At 62.9% G+C, this 21759-nt stretch carries 17 protein-coding genes; 8 read left to right on the top strand and 9 right to left on the bottom strand.

Features of this window, described 5'->3' with window-relative positions; translation table 11 throughout:
- Positions 1–42: 42 nt before the first annotated feature.
- The 3 genes from JVX91_RS19550 to JVX91_RS19540 all read right to left on the bottom strand — a co-directional run bounded on the left by JVX91_RS19550 (position 43) and on the right by JVX91_RS19540 (position 5270).
- On the bottom strand, positions 43–1188 hold the full coding sequence (locus tag JVX91_RS19550) for an acyl-CoA dehydrogenase family protein (protein ID WP_205340049.1): 1146 nt from the start codon (positions 1186–1188) through the stop codon (positions 43–45).
- A 31-nt stretch (positions 1189–1219) separates the two neighbouring features.
- Positions 1220–2362 carry an acyl-CoA dehydrogenase family protein gene (locus JVX91_RS19545; protein ID WP_205335821.1) on the bottom strand — a complete coding sequence of 381 codons (1143 nt, stop codon included), beginning with the start codon at positions 2360–2362 and terminating at the stop codon, positions 1220–1222.
- Between the two features lie 250 nt (positions 2363–2612).
- Complete coding sequence (locus tag JVX91_RS19540) at positions 2613–5270, bottom strand: LuxR C-terminal-related transcriptional regulator (protein WP_205335820.1); 2658 nt, start codon at positions 5268–5270, stop codon at positions 2613–2615.
- Positions 5271–5528: 258 nt separating this feature from the next.
- On the opposite strand from JVX91_RS19540, the gene JVX91_RS19535 reads away from it, so the two are divergent.
- From JVX91_RS19535 to JVX91_RS19500, 8 genes are all read left to right on the top strand, one after another.
- Positions 5529–7322, top strand: a complete 1794-nt coding sequence (locus JVX91_RS19535; protein WP_205335819.1) for an acyl-CoA dehydrogenase — start codon at positions 5529–5531, stop codon at positions 7320–7322.
- Between the two features lie 133 nt (positions 7323–7455).
- Entirely contained in the window at positions 7456–8478 is a 1023-nt protein-coding gene (locus tag JVX91_RS19530) for a LacI family DNA-binding transcriptional regulator (protein ID WP_205335818.1), read from the top strand.
- A 55-nt stretch (positions 8479–8533) separates the two neighbouring features.
- Entirely contained in the window at positions 8534–9838 is a 1305-nt protein-coding gene (locus JVX91_RS19525) for an MFS transporter (protein WP_169938002.1), read from the top strand.
- A gap of 30 nt (positions 9839–9868) precedes the next feature.
- Entirely contained in the window at positions 9869–11152 is a 1284-nt protein-coding gene (gene hisD, locus JVX91_RS19520; RefSeq protein WP_169938000.1) for a histidinol dehydrogenase, read from the top strand.
- 4 nt (positions 11153–11156) lie between these two features.
- Positions 11157–11597: a thioesterase family protein gene (locus JVX91_RS19515; RefSeq protein ID WP_138526224.1), complete on the top strand. Its 441-nt coding sequence runs from the start codon at positions 11157–11159 to the stop codon at positions 11595–11597.
- On the top strand, positions 11594–12496 hold the full coding sequence (locus JVX91_RS19510) for an SDR family oxidoreductase (RefSeq protein WP_205335817.1): 903 nt from the start codon (positions 11594–11596) through the stop codon (positions 12494–12496). The genes JVX91_RS19515 and JVX91_RS19510 overlap by 4 nt, the downstream gene beginning before the upstream one ends.
- A gap of 42 nt (positions 12497–12538) precedes the next feature.
- The gene (locus JVX91_RS19505) at positions 12539–14137 is read left to right on the top strand and encodes an arylsulfatase (protein WP_205335816.1); all 1599 of its coding nucleotides are present in this window, start codon (positions 12539–12541) and stop codon (positions 14135–14137) included.
- Between the two features lie 240 nt (positions 14138–14377).
- Positions 14378–14875, top strand: a complete 498-nt coding sequence (locus JVX91_RS19500; protein WP_205335815.1) for a ProQ/FINO family protein — start codon at positions 14378–14380, stop codon at positions 14873–14875.
- Between the two features lie 294 nt (positions 14876–15169).
- Here the strand turns inward: JVX91_RS19500 and JVX91_RS19495 are convergent, their stop codons facing one another.
- The 6 genes from JVX91_RS19495 to JVX91_RS19470 all read right to left on the bottom strand — a co-directional run bounded on the left by JVX91_RS19495 (position 15170) and on the right by JVX91_RS19470 (position 21707).
- Complete coding sequence (locus tag JVX91_RS19495) at positions 15170–16000, bottom strand: alpha/beta hydrolase (protein WP_205335814.1); 831 nt, start codon at positions 15998–16000, stop codon at positions 15170–15172.
- A gap of 338 nt (positions 16001–16338) precedes the next feature.
- Positions 16339–17028 (bottom strand): type 1 glutamine amidotransferase domain-containing protein, encoded by a 690-nt coding sequence (locus JVX91_RS19490; RefSeq protein ID WP_045217889.1) that lies wholly within the window; start codon positions 17026–17028, stop codon positions 16339–16341.
- A 6-nt stretch (positions 17029–17034) separates the two neighbouring features.
- Complete coding sequence (locus JVX91_RS19485) at positions 17035–17979, bottom strand: NAD-dependent epimerase/dehydratase family protein (protein ID WP_205335813.1); 945 nt, start codon at positions 17977–17979, stop codon at positions 17035–17037.
- Positions 17980–18015: 36 nt separating this feature from the next.
- Positions 18016–19020 carry an acetoacetate decarboxylase (ADC) gene (locus JVX91_RS19480; RefSeq protein ID WP_205335812.1) on the bottom strand — a complete coding sequence of 335 codons (1005 nt, stop codon included), beginning with the start codon at positions 19018–19020 and terminating at the stop codon, positions 18016–18018.
- Between the two features lie 1320 nt (positions 19021–20340).
- Positions 20341–21210, bottom strand: coding sequence for a hypothetical protein (locus JVX91_RS19475; RefSeq protein ID WP_205335811.1), 870 nt, complete (start codon positions 21208–21210; stop codon positions 20341–20343).
- A gap of 41 nt (positions 21211–21251) precedes the next feature.
- Positions 21252–21707, bottom strand: coding sequence for an outer membrane protein assembly factor BamE (locus JVX91_RS19470; RefSeq protein WP_205335810.1), 456 nt, complete (start codon positions 21705–21707; stop codon positions 21252–21254).
- Between the last annotated feature and the right edge of the window lie 52 nt (positions 21708–21759).

The raw sequence follows: 21759 nt of genomic DNA, 5'->3' as shown, positions 1-21759 counted from the left end.
GATAGCTCTTTCTTGTCGTTTATTCCCGGCCGGGCCAGGGGATCAGAGAGTGCGTGCGACCAGCTCACGCATGATGTCGTTGGCGCCACCGGCAATGCGCAGCACGCGGTGGTCGAGGTAGTGGCGAGCCACCGGGTACTCGAGCATGTAGCCGTTGCCGCCATGTAGCTGCAGGCACTGGTCGACCACCCGGGTGTACAGCTCCGAGCACCACAACTTGGCCGAGGCTGCGGCGTCCGGGGTCAGTTGGTGCAGCAGGCACAGCTCCATGCAGCGATCGACATAGACCTGCCCGTGAGCCAGGTCAGCGCGCAGGTCGGCGAGACGGAAGCGGGTATTCTGGAAATCGAAGATCGGCTGGCCGAACACCGTGCGGCCGCGGGTGTAGTCGAGGGTCTGTTCGAGCACTGCCTGGGCACCTGCAATGCTGCTGATGGCAATGGACAGGCGCTCCCAGGCCAGTTCCTTCATCAGGTGCACGAAACCCTGGCCGGGAATGCCACCGAGCAGGTTTTCCTTCGGTACGCGGACATCCTCGAAGAACAGCATGGTGGTGTCCTGGGCGTGCAGGCCGACCTTGCGCAATGGCTTGGACTTGCTGAATCCGGGGCGGCCGTCTTCCACCAGCAGCAGCGAGATGTCCTGCGCGCCCTTGCCGGTATCGCCGGTCTTGCACACCACGACGACGAGGTCGCATTGGGTGCCGTTGGAGATGAAGGTCTTGGCGCCGTTGATGACGTACTCATCACCGTCCAGTACTGCGCGGGTCTTCACCGCCTGCAGGTCGGAGCCGGTATTCGGCTCGGTCATCGCTACCGCGCCTATGGCGGTACCGGCGGCCATCCTCGGCAGCCACTGCTGCTTCTGCTCCTCGTTGCCGAAGTTGACCAGGTAGCCGGCAACGATATCGTGCACGCCGAAGCCGATCAGCCCGGAACACAGCCCGGCGCGATAGATTTCTTCGGTGGCGATCATCGAGAAAAGCCGGTCCAGGCCGAGGCCGCCATAGGCTTCGGGCGTAGTGGCATTGAGCATGCCCAGCTCGCCGGCGCGCTCCCAGATGGCGCGCGGCACGCGATGCTGCTCCTCCCACTGCTCGAGATGCGGCGCGCACTCCTCGGCAAGGAAGCGCCGCACCGTGTCGCGGAAGGCCTCGTGCTCCTGCTCGAACAGGGTGCGCGGGATCAATGGGGTCATCGGTGGACTCCTAACGGCAGGCTTAAAGGGTTCGCGCGACGAGTTCGCGCATGATGTCGTTGGCGCCGCCGTAGATGCGGTTGACGCGGCTGTCGAGGTAGTGGCGTGCCACCGGGTACTCGAGCATGTAGCCATTGCCGCCATGCAGCTGCAGGCACTGGTCGACCACCTTCGAATACAGTTCGGTGCCCCAGAGCTTGGCGGCGGCTGCCGCCTCGCTGCTGAGCTCGTGCCGCAGGCACAGCTCCATGCAGCGGTCGACGTAAGCCTGGCCAATGGCGATCTCGGTCTTCAGGTCGGCGAGGCGGAAGCGCGAATTCTGGAAGTCGATGATCGGCTTGCCGAATACCGAGCGACCGCGGGTGTAATCGACGGTCTGCTCCAGCACGGCCTGGCTCGCGGCGATACCGAGGATGCCGATGCTCAGGCGCTCCCAGGCCAGTTCCTTCATGAGCTGGATGAAACCCTGGCCCGGCACGCCGCCGAGGATCGCGTCCTTGGGCACCCGGACGTCCTCGAAGAACACCATGGTGGTGTCCTGGGCGTGCAGGCCGACCTTGCGCAGCGGCTTGGACTTGACCACGCCAGCGCGCTCAGCCTCGACCAAGATCAGCGACAGGTCGCGGGAGCCCTTGCCGCTGTCGCCGGTGCGGGCGACGACCACGATCACATCGCAATTGGTACCGTTGGAGATGAAAGTCTTGGCGCCGTTGATGACGTATTCGTCACCGTCCAGCACCGCACGGGTCTTCACCGCCTGCAGGTCGGAGCCGGTATTAGGCTCGGTCATCGCTACGGCGGAGATCACTTCGCCGGTGGCCATGGACGGCAACCACCGATGCTTCTGCTCTTCGGTGCCGAAGTTGATGAAGTAGCCGGCGACGATATCGTGCACGTTGAAGCCGTTCAGCCCCGAGGTGCCAGCGCGGGCCACCTCTTCGACCGCGATCATCGAGAAGCGCCGGTCCAGACCCAGCCCACCGTAGACCTCCGGCGTGGTGGCGTTGAGCATGCCCAGCTCGCCTGCGCGCGACCAGATCTCACGGGGAACACGGTGCTGCTCCTCCCAGTATTCATGGTGCGGCACGCACTCGTCGGCCAGGAAGCGGCGGACGGTGTTGCGGAACTCTTCGTGCTCGTGCTCGAACAACGTGCGGGGGATCATGCGGGCGTCTCCTCGGTGCCGATATGGGGCTGCGCTGGGCGCGGCTGGCTTGAGGTGACGATAGGTGCGGGGCCGGAGGGGTTGTACCCCCTCCCCCACCCTCACTTCGAGGGGGGTGACGAAGACTCGGGCGAGCCCCCTCGATACAAGGGGCGAACGGTGGACAAGAAGGCTTTATGCTGCGGCTACGATGGACCACCGGGTACTAAGCGGCCACGCACCGCTCGCATACCCGGTGGGGCCATCGATCTCAGCGGATCAGGCCGTGCTTGCGCGCCCAGGACATGGCGTCATAACGGCTGGAAACCCCAAGCTTGGCGTAGACGTTCTTCAGGTTCCACTTCACCGTTTCCTGGGAAATGTTCAAGGTCAGGGCGATACGCTTGTTCGACATCGCCTGAGCCACCAGCTGGATGATCGCCAGCTCCCGGGGCGACAGCGAGGCGCGGTCGGTCACCTCCTCACGGCGGAAACGCGCCAGCAGGTCGTCCAGGTATGCAGTTACATCGCCCTGGGAGGACTGCCGGGCACGCTGGGTGGAGAGCAGCTTGACCACCCCGGCCCCTTCGTCGACGAAGGTCCGCACCAGCCCGCCACGCCGCCCCAGTTGCAGCGCCTCGACCAGCAGGGACTCGGCTGCCACTTGCTGGCGTTGTGCGCTGCGCCCCAATGCCATCAGCAACAATGCAGTGACTTCCAGCTGACCACGCCCCAGGGCCTGGGCGTACTCGCGCACCGCCTCCAGTGCCGTCTGCGCCAGTTCGTGCTCGCCAGCGGCCAGTGCCAGGCGCCCGCGCGACAGTTGCACCAGCATGGGGATTTCGCTGAGGAAGCCCCTCTCGCCCTGATGTGTGATTTCCAGCGGTTCCAGGCGGGAGAAGCAGGCTTGTGCACCATCGCCGTCACCCTCCAGCAGACGGATACGCAGCTGCTCGGCCAGGCTGTGGGCAATTCCGCGCTCCAGGCCGATGCTGCGGAAATGCCGCTCCTGGCGCTCCAGGAACGCCAGGGCAGTCGCCGCGGATTCCTGCAGGAGGTCCAGACGGGCGCGGCAAATAGTGCCGCGGATCATGGTGTCGGGCATTGCCCACTGCAGAAGGCCAACGCGGTTGGCGAGTACTTCGCGCGCTTCGTCGATGCGGTCGAGTTCGCAGTACACCACGGCCAGCGAGGCCGCACACAGGTAAGCGCTGGCGGACCGGTGGCCATGGGCGGACACCGATCGGGAGAACAGGTCCTGGCCGACGCGCAGGGCATCCGCCATGCGCCCTTCCAGCAGGTGGCAGAGCGTACGGGCACCCTCGACCACCAGGGCCATCTCGTCGTTTCGGTCGGCCTCGGCGATGGGGTGTTCGTCCAGGTAGCGCAAGGCGTCGATGTGCCGGCCCTCCGCCGCGTAGGCGATGGCCAGCAACGCCGAAGGGCCATAGCGGACCACCGAGTAATCGTCGTCGAAGCGCTCAGCCCCCTCCAGAACCGAGACGATCTGATCCGTGCGATCACGTTGAATGGCGATGGACGCCTGGACCAGGCGCAAGTGCTGGAGCAAGTCTCCTTCCTGGCTGGCCCCGCTGCGCTTGTACTCCTCGAGCCAGGACTCGGCCTTGGCCGGGCGGGCGGTCAACGCATAGGCCAGGCAGCCACGGAAGAACAGCCGCGGGTGGCTGAACAGGGTTTCCTGGGGCAATCGGTCGAGCAGGCGCAGCAACGGCCCGACCTGGTCCAGGCCCCAACTGGTGGGCGCCGAGCGCTCCACCACTTCGGCTGCGAACTCCAGATCACCGCTCTCGGTCGCATGTCGCAGTCCCTCGGCCAGCAGCTTGCGCTCAGCGAACCAGCGTGCAGCGCGACGATGCAGGTCATTGACCAGAGTGGGATCGCGGCGCTCCAGGCGCGCGGCAAGGAATTCACCGAACAGGGGGTGGAAGCGGTACCACGGCTGGCGGTCGTCGCCGACGATGCGGAACACCAGCAGGTTCTCTTCCTCCATTCGCGCCAGCAGTTCGCCTGCATTGTCGTGGCCGGTCAGGTGCGCTGCCAGCGATGCATTGAAACGCCGGCACAAGCTGACCCGTTCCATGAAGCCGGCCAGCTCGGGAGGCAAATGCACCATCACGTCTTCGGCCAGGTAGGTCTGCAGGTCATCGGACATCCAGCCCAGGTCGCGCAGGCTGTTGCGTGCCTCCGGGCGGGCGCGCAGCAGGAGCACGATCAGTTGCAGGCTGGCGGGCCAGCCACTGGTGAGGTCCTGGATCAGGTGGGACTCTTCGCTGCTCAACTTGAGCGACGGCAGGTTGGTTTCGAGGAAGCTGCGGGTTTCCGCGAGGTCGAACGGCAGGCCCGCGCAATCCAGCTCCAGCACCTGGTCCTGCAGGCGCAGGCGGCTCAGGCTCAAGGGCGGGTCGGCGCGCGAGGCAATGATGAAATGCAGGTTCTGCGGGCAATGGTCCAGCAGGCGCTGGACGAGGCGATGGGCACGCGAGTCGCTCACCAGGTGGTAGTCGTCCAGCACCAGGTAAAGCTGCTTGCTGACTGCTGCGGCGCCTTCGACGATGCTTGCAACCAGGCCATCGAGGGACTCGCCACTGGCACCTTCCAGCGGAATGTCGTTTTCCAGGGCAATACCGAGGTGGTTCAGCGCCGCACGCAGGTAGACGAAAAAGGAAGCCAGGTGGCGGTCTTCGGTGCTGAGCGTCAACCAGGCCACCTCCGCGCGCGCCTTGAGCATAGTCTGCCGCCACTGCACCAGCAGGGTGGTCTTGCCGAAGCCGGGGCCGCCGATGACCACACCGACGGTGCAATGCTCCATGCGCTGCAGTTGCTCCAGCAGGCGTTGGCGGGTGATGGCGTTAGGGCTGACGCGCGGCGGCGCCAGCTTGGTGGTCACGAGCAGTTTGTCTGGATGCATTGTTATTCTTGGCCTTTCTGCATAACTGGCGCGCCGTTGCCCGGCGTCATGGACGCGAGGAGCCTCGGGTGTACCGGGATCGATATTGCCCCCCCTCCGCGCAAAGCACACCCCCCTCGCTACGGGGAGAGACATTACCCGCTGCGCCACGCCAGGCGATAGGCGATCCGACCAATGAGCCCACCCCAGCGGGGTGGGGGCCGTCGGGCGATGGATTGGGATTCAATTCCGGCCACCTTATCCCCCCGGAGCCCCACCATGAGCGAGTACTCAGCCCCCCTGCGCGACATGCAATTCATCCTCGACGATCTCGGTCTGCTCGCACGCCTCCAGGCGCTGCCTGGCCAGGAAGAGATCGGCAGCGACCTAGCCCAGGCCATTCTGGCCGAGGCCGGGCGCTTCGCCAGTGGTGTTCTGGCGCCGCTCAACAGTGTCGGTGACCGCCAGGGTGCGCGCTGGAATGACGGGGCCGTGCGCACCGCCGATGGCTGGAAGCATGCCTACGAGCAATTTGTCGAAGGCGGTTGGAATGCCCTCTCCTGCTCGCCGGAGTTCGGTGGCCAGGGTATCGCCCGGCTGCTGTCGGCAGCGGTGGAGGAAATGTGGAACGCCGCCAACGTCGCTTTCGGCCTCTGCCCGATGCTCACCCGCGGCGCCATCGAGGCCGTCGAACTGCACGGCAGCGCTGCACTCAAGGAAACCTGGCTGCCGAAGCTGATCAGCGGCGAGTGGACCGGCACCATGAACCTGACCGAGCCGCAGGCCGGTTCCGACCTCGCCGCCGTGCGCAGTCGTGCCGAACGCAACGGCGACGGCACCTATCGGGTCTTCGGCCAGAAGATCTTCATTACCTACGGCGAGCACGATCTCACCGAGAACATCGTGCACCTGGTCCTGGCACGGGTTCCTGGTGCGCCCGAGGGGGTCAAGGGCATTTCGCTATTCCTGGTACCGAAGGTGCTGCTCGACGCCTCGGGCAAGCCGGATGCGCGCAACGATGTGCGCTGCGTGTCCATCGAGCACAAGCTCGGCATCCATGGCAGCCCCACCGCAGTCCTCGCCTTCGGCGACCGCGACGGTGCCGTCGGCTGGCTGGTAGGCGAGGAAAACCGCGGCCTGGAATACATGTTCAGCATGATGAACGCTGCGCGGTTCTCGGTCGGCATCGAGGGCATTGGCCTCTCGGAGCGGGCCTATCAGCGCGCCCTGGCCTATGCCCGCGAGCGCCGCCAGGGTAGCGAACTGGGCAGTGCGAGCCGCGAGAAGGTCGCAATCCTCCGCCATCCGGATGTGCGCCGCATGCTGCTGTCGATGAAATCCCGCGTCGAAGCGATGCGTGCACTGGGCTGCGAGGTCGCTCTGGCGATGGACGTCGCCAGCGGCCACCCGGATCCGGAGGTGCGCCGGGAACAGCAGGCCTTCGTCGACTTGCTGATCCCGGTGGTCAAAGCCTGGAGCACGGAGAACGCCATCGACATCGCCTCGCTGGGCGTGCAGATCCATGGTGGCATGGGCTTCATCGAGGAAACCGGCGCAGCCCAGCACCTACGCGATGCCCGCATCACAACGATCTACGAAGGCACCACCGGCATCCAGGCCAATGACCTGGTCGGCCGCAAGATCGCACGGGATCGCGGTGTCGCGGCACTGGCGCTGATTGCTCGGATGCGCGATTGCGCCCGTCGCCTGCCGCGCAGCGAGGACGCCCTGGAGCCGATCGGCCATGCGCTCGACCTGGCGCTGGACGCCCTGGAGCGTGGCGTGTCCTGCATCGTCCAGCGCTACGACCAGCAACCACGCGAGATTGCCCTCGGCGCAGTGCCTTTCCTGCAACTGTTCGGTCTGGTAGCTGGTGGTTGGCAACTGGCCAGTTCAGCCCTTGTGGCCTGGCAGCGCCTGCAGGACGGCACGGGCGATCCCGCGTTCTATCGCGCCAAGCTGCACACGGCGCAGTTCTATGCCTGCCACCTGCTACCCATGGCGGACGGTCTGGCGCGGGTGCTCACCGACGGAGGCGAGTCGGCACTGGAGATGGACGACGAGAGCTTCTGATCCGCTACCTGAAGCCCGTCTTGCGGTCGCTGCATGGCTTCCCCCCTCATAGGGGGGAGGTCTCGTCTCCCGAAGGGCGCGGGTAGCATCCAGGCCATGTGTGCACACGGTTGCACGGCCACTGGATTCGCTCATGTCGCGTGTCACCCCGCCCCCTTTCGCGACCACGCGGACCACCGCCAAAGACCTCGCCGTGCGCCTGGGCGTGGCGACCTCCACCATCACGCGCGCATTCGACGAAAACTCGCGGATATCGCCTGAACTACGCGGGCGAATCCTCGCCATCGCCGATGAGCTGGGCTATCGACCTAACGCCATCGCCCGCTCCTTGAACCGGCGCAAGACTGGCATCGTCGCGCTGGTGATCGGCAGTCTGGGCAATCCTTTCTACCCGGCACTACTTGAAACCTTTGCCCTGCGCCTGCGCCAGGACGGCCGGCAGTTGCTGATGTTCGTCGTGCCGCCGGGCGGCGATGCCGACCAGTCGATGCCGCAACTCCTGCAGTACCAGGTCGACGCCATCGTGGTGACCGCCGCGAAGCTCTCCTCGCGCATGTCCGAACTCTGCGCGCAACAAGGCATCGCGGTGGTGTTCCTCAACCGGCGTGTGGAAGACCCGAGCGTCTGGTCGGTCTGCTGTGACAACCAGCGCATGGGCCGCGAAGTCGCCGTTTACCTGGCCGGCAGCGGTCGCCGAGCCTGCGCATTCGTCTCCGGTGACCCTGGAATTTCCACCACCGCCGACCGCCTGTACGGGTTCAAGCAGGGCCTCGCGGAGCACGGCCAACAGCTCGTTGCCTGCATTGCGGGTGGCTACACGTACGACGGCGCACGACAAGCCGCCGGCCAGCTTTTCAGCAAAACCGCGCCCGCCATCGACGCGGTGTTCTGCGCCAACGACGTGATGGCCCTCGGCGTACTCGCCCACGTTCGCCAGAACACATCCCTGCGGGTCCCGGAGGACGTGGCGCTGGTCGGTTTCGATGACATCCGCGACGCGGCCTATCCGGAGCACTCGCTGACCACGGTGCACCAGCCGCTGGACAGGATGATCGATTGCGCCATCGAGCTGCTCGGCGCAGGGCGCCCCAACGGCAGCCTCACCGATGCGCTGCGCGAGGTGCCAGGGCGCCTGGTACTGCGCTCCAGCGCCTGAAGCTTCATCGCATTTCCCGTCACGCCTACCCAACAACGACAACAAGGAGACAGGCATGAACACACAAGTGTCCCAGGACGACAACGCGATGTACCTGAAGATCAGCTGGCGGATTATGCCGCTGCTGCTGGTGGCTTACGTGGTGGCCTTCCTAGACCGGATCAACGTCGGCTACGCGCAGTTGCAGATGAAGGAAACGCTGGCATTCAGCGATACCGTCTATGCCATGGGCGCCGGGGTGTTCTTCATCGGCTACCTGCTGTTCGAGGTACCGAGCAACCTGATGCTGGAACGGGTCGGCGTGCGCCGCACGCTCCTGCGCATCATGGTCTGCTGGGGTTTGGTGGCGATGGCGATGATGTTCGTGCGCACACCCTTGCAGTTCTACGTCCTGCGCTTCCTCCTGGGCGCGTTCGAAGCCGGCTTTACCCCGGGCGCCCTTCTCTATCTGACCTACTGGTACCCGCCGGCACGGCGTGCGCGGATGATCGCCGTGTTCCTGCTTGGCGCCATCATCGCCGCGCTGGTTGCCGGCCCGTTGTCGGGCGCCATCATGAAGTACCTGCACGGCACCAACGATTGGCATGGCTGGCAGTGGCTGTTCCTCCTGCAGGGTCTGCCTGCCCCGCTGCTCGGCCTGCTGGCCTGGTACGTGCTGGTCGACCGCCCCGAACAGGCCAACTGGCTGAGCGCTGATGAAAAGGCCCGGCTGCGCCAGCAGTTCGACGAGCAGGCCGAGGCACCAGGCAGCGCTCGCCATGGCTCGTTGCTTGGCCTTCTAGGCGATTTCAAGGTCTGGGCGTTGTCGCTGGTCTATCTGCTGATGGTCGCCGGTACCTACAGCATGGTGTTCTGGACCCCGACCCTGATTCGCAGTTGGGGCGTCTCCGACGTCTTGCAGATCGGCGTATACGCCACCGTTCCACAACTCTTCGCCATCGCTGGGGTGCTGCTGCTCGGCCGCAGCTCGGATCGCCACCGCGAACGGCGCTGGCACTTCGGCTTCGGGGCGCTGACGGCCATGACCGGCCTGCTCGTCATCACCCTTGGCCAGGGTCAGCTGGGCATCTCCCTGGCCGGCCTGTGCCTGGCGATCCTGGGGATCGCCGCGGTCACGCCGGTGTTCTTCGCCCTCGCATCCGAGTACCTGCCGCGCGCCTCGGTAGCTGCCGGCATCGCCCTGATCAGCAGCATCGGCAACCTGGGCGGCGCCATTAGCCCGCCGATCACTACCGCCCTGAATACCGCCAGCGGCGGCACCAGCTACAGCCTGCTGTTCGTGATGGGGCTCTACCTGCTGGCCACCTGCATCGTCCTGACGGTTGTGCGACCGGCCGCCATCCCTCTTCGCGCCGCCTGAGGCGGCGACCACTGCCCATAGGAGCCCTAAATGATCCAACAACTCAAGAAAGGCCAGTCGGCCCAGGCCAAGGCCTCCGACCAGGCACAGGTGCGCAGCACCGTCGAAGCCATCCTCGCCGACATCGAGGCGCGCGGCGACGCAGCGGTGCGCGACTATTCCGGCAAGTTCGACCGCTGGACGCCGAGCAGCTTCCGCCTGACGCCGGAGCAGATCGCCGCCTGCATCGCCGGCCTGCCGCAGCAGACGCTCGAGGACATCCGCTTCGCCCAGGCGCAGATCCGCCGTTTCGCCCAGGTGCAGAAGGACTCTCTGCACGATGTCGAGGTGGAAACTCTGCCGGGCGTGGTGCTCGGCCATCGCAATATCCCGGTCAACTCGGTGGGCTGCTACATCCCCGGCGGCAAGTACCCGCTGATCGCCAGCGCGCACATGAGCGTGCTGACGGCCAAGGTGGCCGGGGTGAAGCGCGTGATCGCCTGTGCGCCGCCGTTCGAAGGCCAGCCCTGCCCCGAGATCGTCGCAGCCATGCACCTCGCGGGCGCGGACGAGATCTACTGCCTGGGTGGCGTACAGGCTGTAGCGGCGATGGCCATCGGCACTGAAAGCATCGAGCCGGTGGACATGCTGGTCGGCCCCGGCAACGCCTATGTCGCCGAAGCCAAGCGCCAATTGTTCGGGCGCGTCGGCATCGACCTGTTCGCCGGCCCGACCGAGACCCTGGTGATCTGCGACGACAGTGTCGACGCCGAACTGGTCGCCGTTGACCTGCTGGGCCAGGCCGAGCACGGCCCAACCTCACCGGCCTACTGCATCACGACCAGCCGGCAGATCGCCGAGGAACTGCCGGCCGCCATTGAGAAGGTACTGTCGCGCTTGGACACCGCGCCGATCGCCAGCGTGGCCTGGCGCGATTTCGGCGAGATCCATCTGTGCGACAGCGACGAGGAAGCCCTGGAGGTCGCCGAGCGCCTGTGCTCGGAACATGTACAGGTGATGACCCGCGACCCGGACTGGTATCACGCCCGCATGACCCGCTACGGCGCGCTGTTCCTCGGCCACCGCACCAATGTCAGCTACGGCGACAAGGTGATCGGCACCAACCATACACTGCCGACCATGGGGGCCGGGCGCTACACCGGCGGGCTGTGGGTCGGCAAGTTCATCAAGACCCATACCTACCAGCGGGTGCTCACCGACGCAGCAAGCGTGATGGTCGGCGAATACTGCTCGCGCCTTTGCGGCTACGAGCACATGTCCGGGCACAAGGAGCAGGCGGACATCCGCGTGCGCCGCCTGAAGCAGGAGGCCTGATGCCATGGGCAAACCCACACCGAATGAGCGCACCGACTACCGCTATTTCCGCGACATCACCACGCGCTGGATGGACAACGACGTCTATGCCCACGTCAACAACGTCGTCTACTACAGCTGGTTCGACACCGTGGTGAATGGCTGGCTGCTGGAGCGCGACCTGCTGGACTTCGTCGAGAGCCCAACGGTTGGTCTAGTGGTCGAAACCACCTGCAGCTACTTCTCCTCCATCGCCTTCCCCGATCTGGTGCGAGCCGGCCTGCGGGTCACGCACCTGGGCACCTCGAGCGTGCGCTACGAGGTTGGCCTGTTCGCCAACGACAATAGCGACGCGTCGGCACAGGGGCATTTCGTGCACGTCTACGTCGACCGTGTGACGCGGCGTCCGGTAGCGCTGCCGGTGGCGCTGCGCCAGGCCCTGGAAAGCATCCAGGTGGCGCCATGATCGACTTCGAGGGGCGCGTGGCGGTGATCACCGGAGCAGCATCAGGGCTGGGCAAGGCTTTTGCCGAGAGAGGCTTCGAGCTGGGCATGAAGCTGGTACTGGCCGACATCCAGGCCGATGTGCTCGATGCAACGGTCACCGAACTGCGGGAGCGCGGAGCCAGTGTCATCGGCCTGCGCACGGATGTTTCCCGTGCCGATCAGGTTCAGGCCCTGGCTGACGGCGCGCTGGCTGAGTTCGGCGCGGTCCACTTGTTGTTCAACAATGCCGGAGTGCTGGTCGGCGGCCTGGTCTGGGAGAACAGCGAGAAGGACTGGGACTGGGTGCTGGGTGTGAACGTCCGCAGCGTGATCCATGCAGTACGCATCTTCACCCCGTTAATGCTGGCGGCAGCTGCCTCCGACGCGGCCTTCGAGGCGCATATCGTCAACAGTGCCTCGATGGCCGGCTTGCTCAATGCGCCGGCCCAGGGCGTCTACAACCTGAGCAAGCATGCGGTGGTATCGCTCAGCGAGACGCTTTATCACGATCTCGCCCTGGTCGGCGATCAGGTTCATTGCTCGGTGTTGTGCCCCTACTTCGTACCGACCGGTATCAGCCAGTCCGCCCGCAACCGACCCAACGAGCTCAGCGATGCCACGGCACCCACCCGTTCCCAGCTGGCCGCCATAGAGCAGAACCGCAAGGCCACCGGCGCCGGGCGGGTAAGTGCCGAGCAGATTGCCAGGCTGACCTTCGAGGCCATCGGCCGTCGCGATTTCTACATCTACTCGCACCCACATGCCATGGGGGCGGTGCGCGCCCGCCTTGAAGCCATCGTCGAGCAGCGTAACCCGCCCGACCCCTTCGCCGAGCACCCGGAGCTACGCCGCCAGTTGGTCGAGTCCCTGCGCAGCTGAAACATCGTTCCATTCAACTCCAGAACAATAACGAGGCTGATCATGATTCATCCCATCAAGTGGCTGATTACCCTACTGAGCGTCTGCACAACTCTACTGGCGAGTTCCCTGGCCCAGGCCGGGCCGGCCAAGCCCAACATCCTGGTGATCTGGGGCGACGACATCGGCTGGCAGAACGTGAGCGCCTACGGCATGGGCACCATGGGCTATACCACGCCGAACATCGACAGCATCGGCATGGCCGGCATCCGTTTCACCGACCATTACGGGCAGCCTTCCTGTACTGCCGGCCGCGCGGCCTTCATTACCGGGCAGTACCCCATCCGCTCCGGCATGACCACCGTGGGGCAACCGGGCGACAAGCTCGGCCTGCAGGCGGCCTCGCCGAGCCTTGCGGAAGTCCTGAAACAGGTCGGCTATCGCACTGGCCAGTTCGGCAAGAACCACCTGGGCGACAACAACCCCAACCTGCCCACGGTGCATGGCTTCGACGAGTTCTACGGCAACCTGTACCACCTCAATACCGAGGAGCAGCGCGAGCATGTCGACTACCAGAACTTCGCCAGCACTTATCCCGGCGGACCGGAAGCCTTCGCGAAGAAGTTCCAGACCCGTGGCGTTCTCCACACCTTTGCCAGCGACAAGGACGATCCGACGGTAGACCCGCGATTCGGCCGTGTTGGCAAACAGACCATCGAGGACACTGGACCGCTGACCATGGCACGCATGGAAGATTTCGACGGCGGCGAGGTGATTCCTCGGGCAATCGAGTTCATGCGCAAGGCGCAGAAGGACGACAAGCCATTCTTCGTCTGGCTCAACACCAGCCGTATGCACCTCTATACGCATCTCAACGAGCAATGGCGCCACGCTGCAGCCAAGTACACGCACGAAGAGGATGCCCAGGGCAGCGGCATGCTTCAGCATGATCACGACATCGGCCAGGTACTCGACTTCCTCAAGGCAAACGGCCTGGAGGACAGCACTGTTGTCTGGTATTCCACCGACAATGGCCCCGAGCACTCGTCCTGGCCGGATGGCGCGACCACACCGTTCCGCGGCGAGAAGATGACCACCTACGAGGGCGGCGTCCGTGTGCCTTCCATGCTGCGCTGGCCAGGTGTGGTGAAGCCCGGGCAGATCCTCAATGGCATCCAGGCACACCAGGACATGTTCACCACCTTCGCCAGCATCGCCGGCGTGCCCGATGTGGTTGAACGAATGAAGACCGAGAAGAAACAGTACATCGATGGCATCGACAACCTCGACTACTGGACCGGCAAGGCGCCGGAGAGCAAGCGCACCAGCATCCTCTACTACATCGAAGGCAAGCTGACCGCGGTACGGATGGGGCCGTGGAAGCTGCACTTCTCCACCAAGGAGGATTACTACGCCCCGGTGTTGCCGCGTTTCGCTCCGCTCATGTTCAACCTGCGCAGCGACCCCTTCGAGAGCTACGACAGCAAGGACTCCTATGGCCACCTGATCCAGAAGTCCTCCTGGATCGCCGGCCCGATGGGCGAACTGGTCAGCGCGCACCTGAAGACGCTGATTGACTATCCACCCGTGCAATCCCCCCGATCGTTCGATCGCTCTAATCTGGTTCAGGAGACGTTGCAGGCACAGAAAAAAGCGCAATAACGAGGCAGCAGAACTGCTACGACCACGCACAGTTCGCCGAGGCCTGAAATAGCATTGCGGTCAGTCGCATCCTGAAACGCAGATCCAGATCCAATAGCTGCCGTCGCGGCAGCTATCGCTCAGGAGTGGGCATCGCGGGCCCCTTGAATCAAAGGCGATTTACACTGATCAGGATGCTCCCAAGGGATACATGGAATAATCTTGCACCAAGCAATCAACCAAAAAGCTGTGAACTGAACGATGGGTTTTGAACAACTAGCTGTGCTCCGCGACCGCCTGCGGGCTGAAAAAGAGCAGGCAAAAGCCGAAAGCGCCAAGCACCACCAGCGGAAGTCTTCCCCTCAGGTAAAGCCTCGTGACCAAGATCCTGCGGTGGAAGCGATCTGGAGATTGCAGAAGCACTTTCCATTGGCCTTCCCTGTCAATCCGCATCCCAAGGTGCCGCTCAAGGAGGGCATTCTCAAGGATGCTGAGCAACACCTGCAGCTGCTCGGAATAACCAGCGAACAGCTCAAGCTGGGCATCGCCACCTGGTGCCGAGGAATTCGATACTGGGCCAGCATGGTGGAGAATGCACCGCGCCTGGACTTGAACGGCCAGGTAGCCGGCACTGTGACATCTGCTCAAGCGTCGTACGCGAAGCAGCAGGCTTCTCGGCAGCGCGCCCTGGACCGACGAAATCGTGCGAAGGTAGAAACTGCCGGCGCGGCTCCCGCACCCGATACCGTGGTGAAGTAACTTTCGGAGCCGAACTCGGTCGCACCCTGCGTCGCGTGACCGACCGTTTAGATCACTGGCAAGGTACCTCGCAGCTGCCTGAAACGTCTGTTTAGAGTCGGGAACGGACATTGACCAAGGGCAGCTTCCGGCCAACAGCGGACAAATGAGGCTGAAACTGCGATCTTCGCACTAGTGGAGCGATGCTCCGGTTAAAGGCTCTGACCGTCGCTCCGACGGCTAATTAAACGGAACGCCATGCCGTCGCGCCCATGGAAAGGAAGGGAGCCAGAAATACCTGGCTCCCTGGCGCGGTTAGCCGCGAATGAACGCCAGCAAGTCTGCGTTGATTGTCTCAGCTTCGGTGGTTGGCATCCCGTGGGGGAAGCCAGAATAGGTTTTGAGAGTCCCGTTCTTGAGCAACTTTGCTGAAAGCGGCCCGGAATCCTCGTAGGGTACGATCTGGTCGTCATCCCCATGCATCACCAGCACGGGAATGGTGATGCTCTTGAGATCTTCCGTGAAGTCCGTCTGGGAGAATGCCACGATTCCGTCATAGTGAGCCTGGGCACAACCCATCATGCCTTGGCGCCACCAGTTCCAGATGATGCCTTCGGAGGGTTTCGCACCCGGGCGGTTGTAGCCGTAGAACGGCCCGGCCGGCACGTCATAATAGAACTGGGCGCGATTGGCCTTGAGCTGGGCCTGAAGGTCGTCAAACACCTCCTTGGGCAGGCCGCCAGGATTGCTCTGGGTCTTGACCATCAGCGGAGGAACCGCGCTGATGATCGCGGCCTTGGACACACGGTCCTCGCCGTGACGGGCGATGTAGTGGATGACCTCTCCGCCGCCGGTCGAGTGGCCCACATGTACCGCCCCCTGGCTACCAAGGTGATTGACTACCGCGGCCACGTCGTCAGCGTAGTGGTCCATGTCATGTCCATCCCACACCTGGCTCGATCGTCCATGCCCGCGGCGATCGTGAGCAACGACTCGGAAGCCGTTCGCCACGAAGAACAGCATCTGGGCGTCCCAGTCGTCGGCACTGAGCGGCCAGCCATGATGAAAGTGGATGACTGGGGCGTTCCGGGGGCCCCAATCCTTGTAGAAGATCTCGACACCATCTTTGGTCGTGACGTATCCCATGTTCGTGTCTCCGGATTATGTGTAGATCGATGAACCGGCGCCTGCACACGTGCTGTGGCCGGGAGCGTTATTCCATCCGTCGGCCGGAACGAGAGGCGAAAATCGACCCAGACTGACTCTGCAGCGATACCACTACGCCCCTTGTACTGGCTGCTCCGCAGCGTGCCGTCCGATGCACGAACGACCGCCACCATGCGGAGCCTCCTTCGCGTCAATCACAGCGGCAGCGTTACCTCCGAAATTGCGCGTCCGACTACCACGCACCGCTGTTCGGTTATTCCAGGAGCAAAACCCATCTGAGGGTTCATCGGGTCTCCAGGGCCAACAATTGGTTGTCTTCAGGCGCTCAGTACTGAAATGACCCGTTTGGCAGTGACCTTGGCTGACTGAGGGTTCTGCCCTGTCACCAGGCGGCCATCCACCACAGCCTTCGGCGTAAAGGGAACCAGCGCCTTTTCGAATCGGGCGCCACGTCGCTTCATCTCTTCCTCGGCGTTGTAAGGCACCTGTTTAGCCACCCCTGCCAGGATCTCTTCCATCCAGGTAAAGCCGGTCACGCGTCGCCCTGCGACGAGCAACGAGCCGTCCGATAGCCGAGTGTTCAAAAGGCCGCAGTAGCCATGGCATACGGAGGCAACGATGCCTCCATGCTCATAGACCTCGCGGGCGAGTCGCTGCAGCCCTTCATCATCCGGATAGTCGTACATCACGGCGTGACCGCCGGTGAAGTAGATCGCATCGAAATCCTTGCCGCATAACTCTCCCGGCGAGGCGGTGTGCGAGAGCAACGCCATGCTGGCGGGGTCAGCCAACCAACGTTTAGCGGAGGCATCGGCGTTCGGCCATTTGAGTGAGCGTGGCTCCAGAGGTATTGCTCCCCCCTTGGGGCTTACCAACCGCTGCTCGTAGCCCTGGGCAGCAAAGAGGTCGTAAGCGTGAGAGAGCTCCGACAGCCACAAGCCGGTTGGCTCGTCGGGATTGTCGAAGTGAGCCACGTTGGAGACGACATGGAGAATGCGACGGGGCATGACGGTTTACCTTTCAAACGGATTCGGGCTGGATTCTGCAAAGAGCTGCTCGAGCCCTCGGCGATAAGTGGTCACCTTGAACTCCGGGAAGCGCCGCTTGAATTTCGCCGAGTCGAACAGGTTGTCGCGCTCATAGCGCGGCAGTAGCTCGCGAAGTTCGCGGACCTGCCGGGATAGCAGGCCGGCGGCTATCAAAGTCCACTTGCCGAGCACTCGATAAGAGGGCTCACGACCGACCAGTTCGGATGCCAACGCCACGATCTGTCGGTAGGTCAGGCGATCATCGTCGCAGGGCAAATGCCAGGTTTGCCCGAACGTGTCCGCGGCGTTACCCAAGGCCGCCAGCGCGCGGCTCGCGTCGGGAGTCCAGATGAGCGTGCGCCGGGTGTCGTCGCGCACCGGCACTCGCGGCGTCTGGCCCAACTTGATCTTGTCGATGACCAACGTATTGGTAATGCTCTGCGTCTTGTCAGGACCGTAGAACTCGGGGGCTCGTCCGATAACGACGGGGATTTCGCCCCGTGCCGCCTCCTGCAGGACCATCGACGCCATCGCAGCACGCACCTTGCCTTTGCGGCCTAGGGGTTCGAATACGGATGCTTCGGTCAGTACACGGCCATCCTGCGGGTACATGTAGGTGTTGTCGAAATAGACGAACTTGGCCTTTGCTGCTCGGGTCGCATCCAGCGCGTTCTTGAGCATCGTTGGAAACTGCTCTTCCCACAGCCGCGTATCCGGCGGCAGCCCCGCAGTGAAGTAGACGATGCTGCTACCCTCTACCGCCCTGGCAGCCTGGCCGGCATCAAGCAGGTCGGCCGGCACCAGGGAGTCGGAGTCGTTGACCTTCTCAGGTCGGCGGCTCACAAGTCGCAGATTTGTTGTATAGGCGCGGTTAAGCTCTAGCGCCAGTTCCACCGCAATCTGGCCGGTGGCGCCCAAGATGGTCTGCATGCGATTTCCTCACTTGGCCCTGGGAACCCGCAACACTCAATCGCGCGGCAGCATCGTCTGCAGCGGTTCCGGCGCATACAAGGCACTCTGGAACTGCGGCACATACTCGTACTTCAGCATCGACCCCAGTTTCAGTGACTTGATGTAGGTCGACAGGCTGCCGTCGCTCAGGCTCAGCTTGACGGCGTCCGAGCTTGTCGTGGAGGCATGGCGCAGCTGCCGGGAGACCGCATAGCCGTAGCTGAGCTCTGCCTTGTGATCGAGATTAGTGAAACTGTTGGTGACCAGTTCGACGTCCTGCGACAGATCAGCAAGCTTCGCTGTTTCCAGGGTCACGTCGACCTTGCCGGTCTGGCTATCGCTGATGCTCACCACCACCGATTTGTCCGTCTCACGATAGTCGATAGGTGTCAGCCATTTGGGCAGGTTGTAGCCGACCACGCCGCGCACTCTGGCCAGCTCGGTGTTGACCGGCAGCTTCAACACATACCCCCACAGGTCCCTGCTCATCGACTGGCTGATCAGGCTGATGGGCCCCAGGTTGCTGCGGCCTGGCTTGTTGGTGACGATGGACAAGGCAATTTCGTTGTAACTGTCGTTGTCGCAGTAGTGATAGGCGTAGGCAGTCAGCGCCACCAGACCTCGGCCAGGCCAGATCTGCAGTGGCTGCACCTGCTCCAGGACCTTGGCGGGCATCAGACCCCGGAGTCTGTCCAGATCGGCTGTGAAGACCAAGGTGACCCGGCTGTTGTTGTAATAGAAATTCGGGGAATAGGACTCAAAGCCCATGTCGACCTTGGTCTTTGTCAGGGTCTTGAACCAGCTCAGGTCGATATCCGGAGCCTCCTGAGCAATCACCGAGAGTGGCGGATTGGAGTGGTAGCGATCGTACAATCCCCCTTTCACGACAGGGATGACTTGCCCGGCAATCGTCGTGGCGGCCTGGGCGGCCGCTGGATCGGTTGGTTGTGAAGCCCAGGAAGGCACCGCTATGGCGGCGCTAAGAAGGCCACAAGCAAGGGCAAGTGAAACAGGTTTCATATCGAAGGTCTCCGCGTGTTGGGCTGGCTCCGTCAGAGGAGGCAGCATCTGTGCACCGACTCAGTTGGCGGTGTCTGTGCGGAACCCTAAGATTAAAGTTAGCTTTAAGGTCAAGGAGCCTTGAGAGTTATTAACGGCGCGATGAGAGAGAATAAGAGCGATGAATGACAAGCGTCTGGTTGGTTGGGGACCATGCAACGCTGCCAATGGGCAAGCCCAATAGTCTAGAAGTGCACGTCCGCTATGGGTCGGAAGCAGCCGGCCCTCAAAAACAGTATGTCGCTGTTGCATCTACCGGTTGAACCCAAAGCAGGGAAGCGGCCGTTAACCATCGTTAAAGCCAGTAATCAGCGAGCGCACCGGCTAAGACGAGCGAACTATGCGCCCTTCGTCGATTTCTGTTATTAGGTCTTCGAGCATATCGGCGTCTAGCTCCAGTTGTGCAGCCAAAGCCCAAAGCTCCTTAGTAAGCCCGGGCATCATGTAAGCAAACGACTTTAGCCTTTCAGCAATTAAGGCGTTGTTGAACGACGTCGTCCGCAGAGTCTTCAGCATTTGCAATTCAGCTGCATTCAATTCAACACCTCTATGGGACTGTCTTAAGTTCTTTCAAAGAGCGTTCTTAGCTTCTTAGGATCCTGTTGCTAAGCAAACAATCTGCTCCGAAGCTTTTATCAACACTTCGGGTGGCACCAGAACGCCAGAGAACCCTTCTCAAATTCGCTGAGCGTTTTCGCATCGATCGGGTGGGCGTAGCTGATCGGTCCTGGTCTGCCCGTTGTCAGGTGGATATGTGCAATCTCAGCTGTCCTGAATCCAGGTATCAGAAATAGACCATGCGACGTGGCCCTTCCATCGCAGCTCATCAGCTCAAACACGAAATGCCAACGAACAGCCCTTCTGCGGCTTAAGCGAGGTCGTGAGGCTCCATCACCTGCCGACGCCTGCCGCCGCCATGCTGGCACCCGCGGAGTAAGGCTACGGGAGGCCGGTCTGGACCAGGACACCGGCGAAACCGACACTGAGCACGTAGTCCCGCTTGTCCAGGTCGTTCTGAGGTAGGGCGTAGAGACTGTCGGAGTAGGCGCTGACGTTGTTGGTCAGGTCAGCGAGGCTCTGGCCAGTTGACCCATGTTTACTGCGTCGGCGTCCGCCCTACCGGCAGTCGCATTGGTGATCTGACGCTCGTTTACCACACTGCCTACGCAAACGCTTTTTTTCGCGGTTGGCTACCGCGTTGGCGCCCACGGCAACCAGGTTCTTCGCCGATTTGCTAGAGCCATTGCCCCAACATGGGGGCAAAAATGGCCGCAATGTCGCTTACTGCTTGACGGCAGCCAGCAGAGGTTTCACCGCCTCGGGGAAGTAAGCCACCTGCAATGGATACTCCTGCCCAAGCAGCTTGCCGTCGCCATACCAAGTCATGCCGTTCTGCTTGAGGACCAGGCCGCTGTCGGTGGCGTACTTGAAGTACACGCCCAACGAACTGCCGAAGGCGAAGCGCTCAGTGTCCAAGCGTTTCAGTTGGTAAATCGCTCCATCCGGCGGTAACTGGTCCTTGATCCGCTGCAGATACTGCGGGGCCAGTCGGGCGAAGAGCTCACCAGCCTGCTTGCGATACTCAGCCACTGTAAGACCCGGCCGCCGTTGCAACTCTGCAGCGATCAGCGCGAATACATCACCAATGGCCTTGGCCTCGGCCACCTTAATCGGCAGCACTTGGCCCAGGCGAGCAGGGTCCACTTGCAGCGTCGGCTGAGTTGGCTTCCCCCCCTCTTCCGGCATCGTCACGCTCTTCATGAACTCTCCGGCGTCCACTGGCTGCAGCACGGCCGTCGCCAGGTAGGCGGCACAAGACGTCGCCTGGCCTGCCTTGTCACCGTTGTGCAAGAGAACGGTAGCGTCCTTGGCCTTGTCGTCGAGCTTGGTTCCAGCCTTCTTCAGATTCTCATCGACCTGATGCTGGGTCAGCTCGCCGCGGGCCAGACCGCAGACCTGAGTCATCAGGCCTGCATCGCGCTTGCCACTGAAGGTCGGCTTCAGGGCGCTGACCGCGTCCTGGATGATCGGCAGCGCCGGCACGCTGACCCAGTTGCGTTGCACGACCTGCTCGTCAGAGCCTGGCTTGCAACCGGCGGAAATGACAAGGGAGCCCAGAAGTACGGCGCCAAGGAGAGGTTTGATGTTCATGGTGGGACACCTCGATAAACGAAACAGATAGGTTTGAAGAATCAGTGAGCCATTGCCTGGTGCCGTTCGACGGCCGGCGAGATGTGCGTCAGGCCATCCAGGCAGCCCTGCGGGAGGGCAAAGAAGGAGCGCGCCACCAGGTGGTCGTTGAACAGCACCTTGTACTGGCAGGTACGTTGCGCCGCGTTGGCGGAGGGACGGATGCGGAGCACGTAGTCCCATTCACGGACATCGAACATACCCTCGGCAAAATGGGGAGGGCCGATGAGCTCTCGTACCTGGGCCTTGGTCATGCCCGGCATCACCTTCGACAGGTTTTCCAGGTTGACGTAGGTGCCTTCGGGGCGGTTGGCATCTTGGACGGCCGGAAACACCGGCCTGTCGGTAGCGCCTTGGGTATCGACATCGCTGAGCATGCGGGTGCCGCAGGCGCTGAGGCCGGCAGCCATCAGCATGACAAGGCTTACGACTACGGTGCGCTGGAAGAATGTGGTCATGATGCTTACCTCGAATTCGAATCACTCGGACAGGGCCCGGCTCGCACCGGGC

The organism is Pseudomonas sp. PDNC002, from assembly GCF_016919445.1.
Classification (GTDB): Bacteria; Pseudomonadota; Gammaproteobacteria; order Pseudomonadales; family Pseudomonadaceae; genus Pseudomonas.
The sequence above is the reverse complement of the archived record's forward strand: the minus strand, read 5'-3'. Positions and strand labels throughout refer to the sequence as shown.

Coding starts and splice junctions, on each gene's coding strand:
- JVX91_RS19540 (WP_205335820.1), bottom strand. CDS start 5,270: ATGCATCCAGACAAACTGCTCGTGACCACCAAGCTGGCGCCGCCGCGC.
- JVX91_RS19475 (WP_205335811.1), bottom strand. CDS start 21,210: ATGAACATCAAACCTCTCCTTGGCGCCGTACTTCTGGGCTCCCTTGTC.
- JVX91_RS19535 (WP_205335819.1), top strand. CDS start 5,529: ATGAGCGAGTACTCAGCCCCCCTGCGCGACATGCAATTCATCCTCGAC.
- JVX91_RS19505 (WP_205335816.1), top strand. CDS start 12,539: ATGATTCATCCCATCAAGTGGCTGATTACCCTACTGAGCGTCTGCACA.
- JVX91_RS19490 (WP_045217889.1), bottom strand. CDS start 17,028: ATGCCCCGTCGCATTCTCCATGTCGTCTCCAACGTGGCTCACTTCGAC.
- JVX91_RS19515 (WP_138526224.1), top strand. CDS start 11,157: ATGGGCAAACCCACACCGAATGAGCGCACCGACTACCGCTATTTCCGC.
- JVX91_RS19510 (WP_205335817.1), top strand. CDS start 11,594: ATGATCGACTTCGAGGGGCGCGTGGCGGTGATCACCGGAGCAGCATCA.
- JVX91_RS19530 (WP_205335818.1), top strand. CDS start 7,456: ATGTCGCGTGTCACCCCGCCCCCTTTCGCGACCACGCGGACCACCGCC.
- JVX91_RS19485 (WP_205335813.1), bottom strand. CDS start 17,979: ATGCAGACCATCTTGGGCGCCACCGGCCAGATTGCGGTGGAACTGGCG.
- JVX91_RS19495 (WP_205335814.1), bottom strand. CDS start 16,000: ATGGGATACGTCACGACCAAAGATGGTGTCGAGATCTTCTACAAGGAT.
- JVX91_RS19500 (WP_205335815.1), top strand. CDS start 14,378: ATGGGTTTTGAACAACTAGCTGTGCTCCGCGACCGCCTGCGGGCTGAA.
- JVX91_RS19545 (WP_205335821.1), bottom strand. CDS start 2,362: ATGATCCCCCGCACGTTGTTCGAGCACGAGCACGAAGAGTTCCGCAAC.
- hisD (WP_169938000.1), top strand. CDS start 9,869: ATGATCCAACAACTCAAGAAAGGCCAGTCGGCCCAGGCCAAGGCCTCC.
- JVX91_RS19525 (WP_169938002.1), top strand. CDS start 8,534: ATGAACACACAAGTGTCCCAGGACGACAACGCGATGTACCTGAAGATC.
- JVX91_RS19470 (WP_205335810.1), bottom strand. CDS start 21,707: ATGACCACATTCTTCCAGCGCACCGTAGTCGTAAGCCTTGTCATGCTG.
- JVX91_RS19480 (WP_205335812.1), bottom strand. CDS start 19,020: ATGAAACCTGTTTCACTTGCCCTTGCTTGTGGCCTTCTTAGCGCCGCC.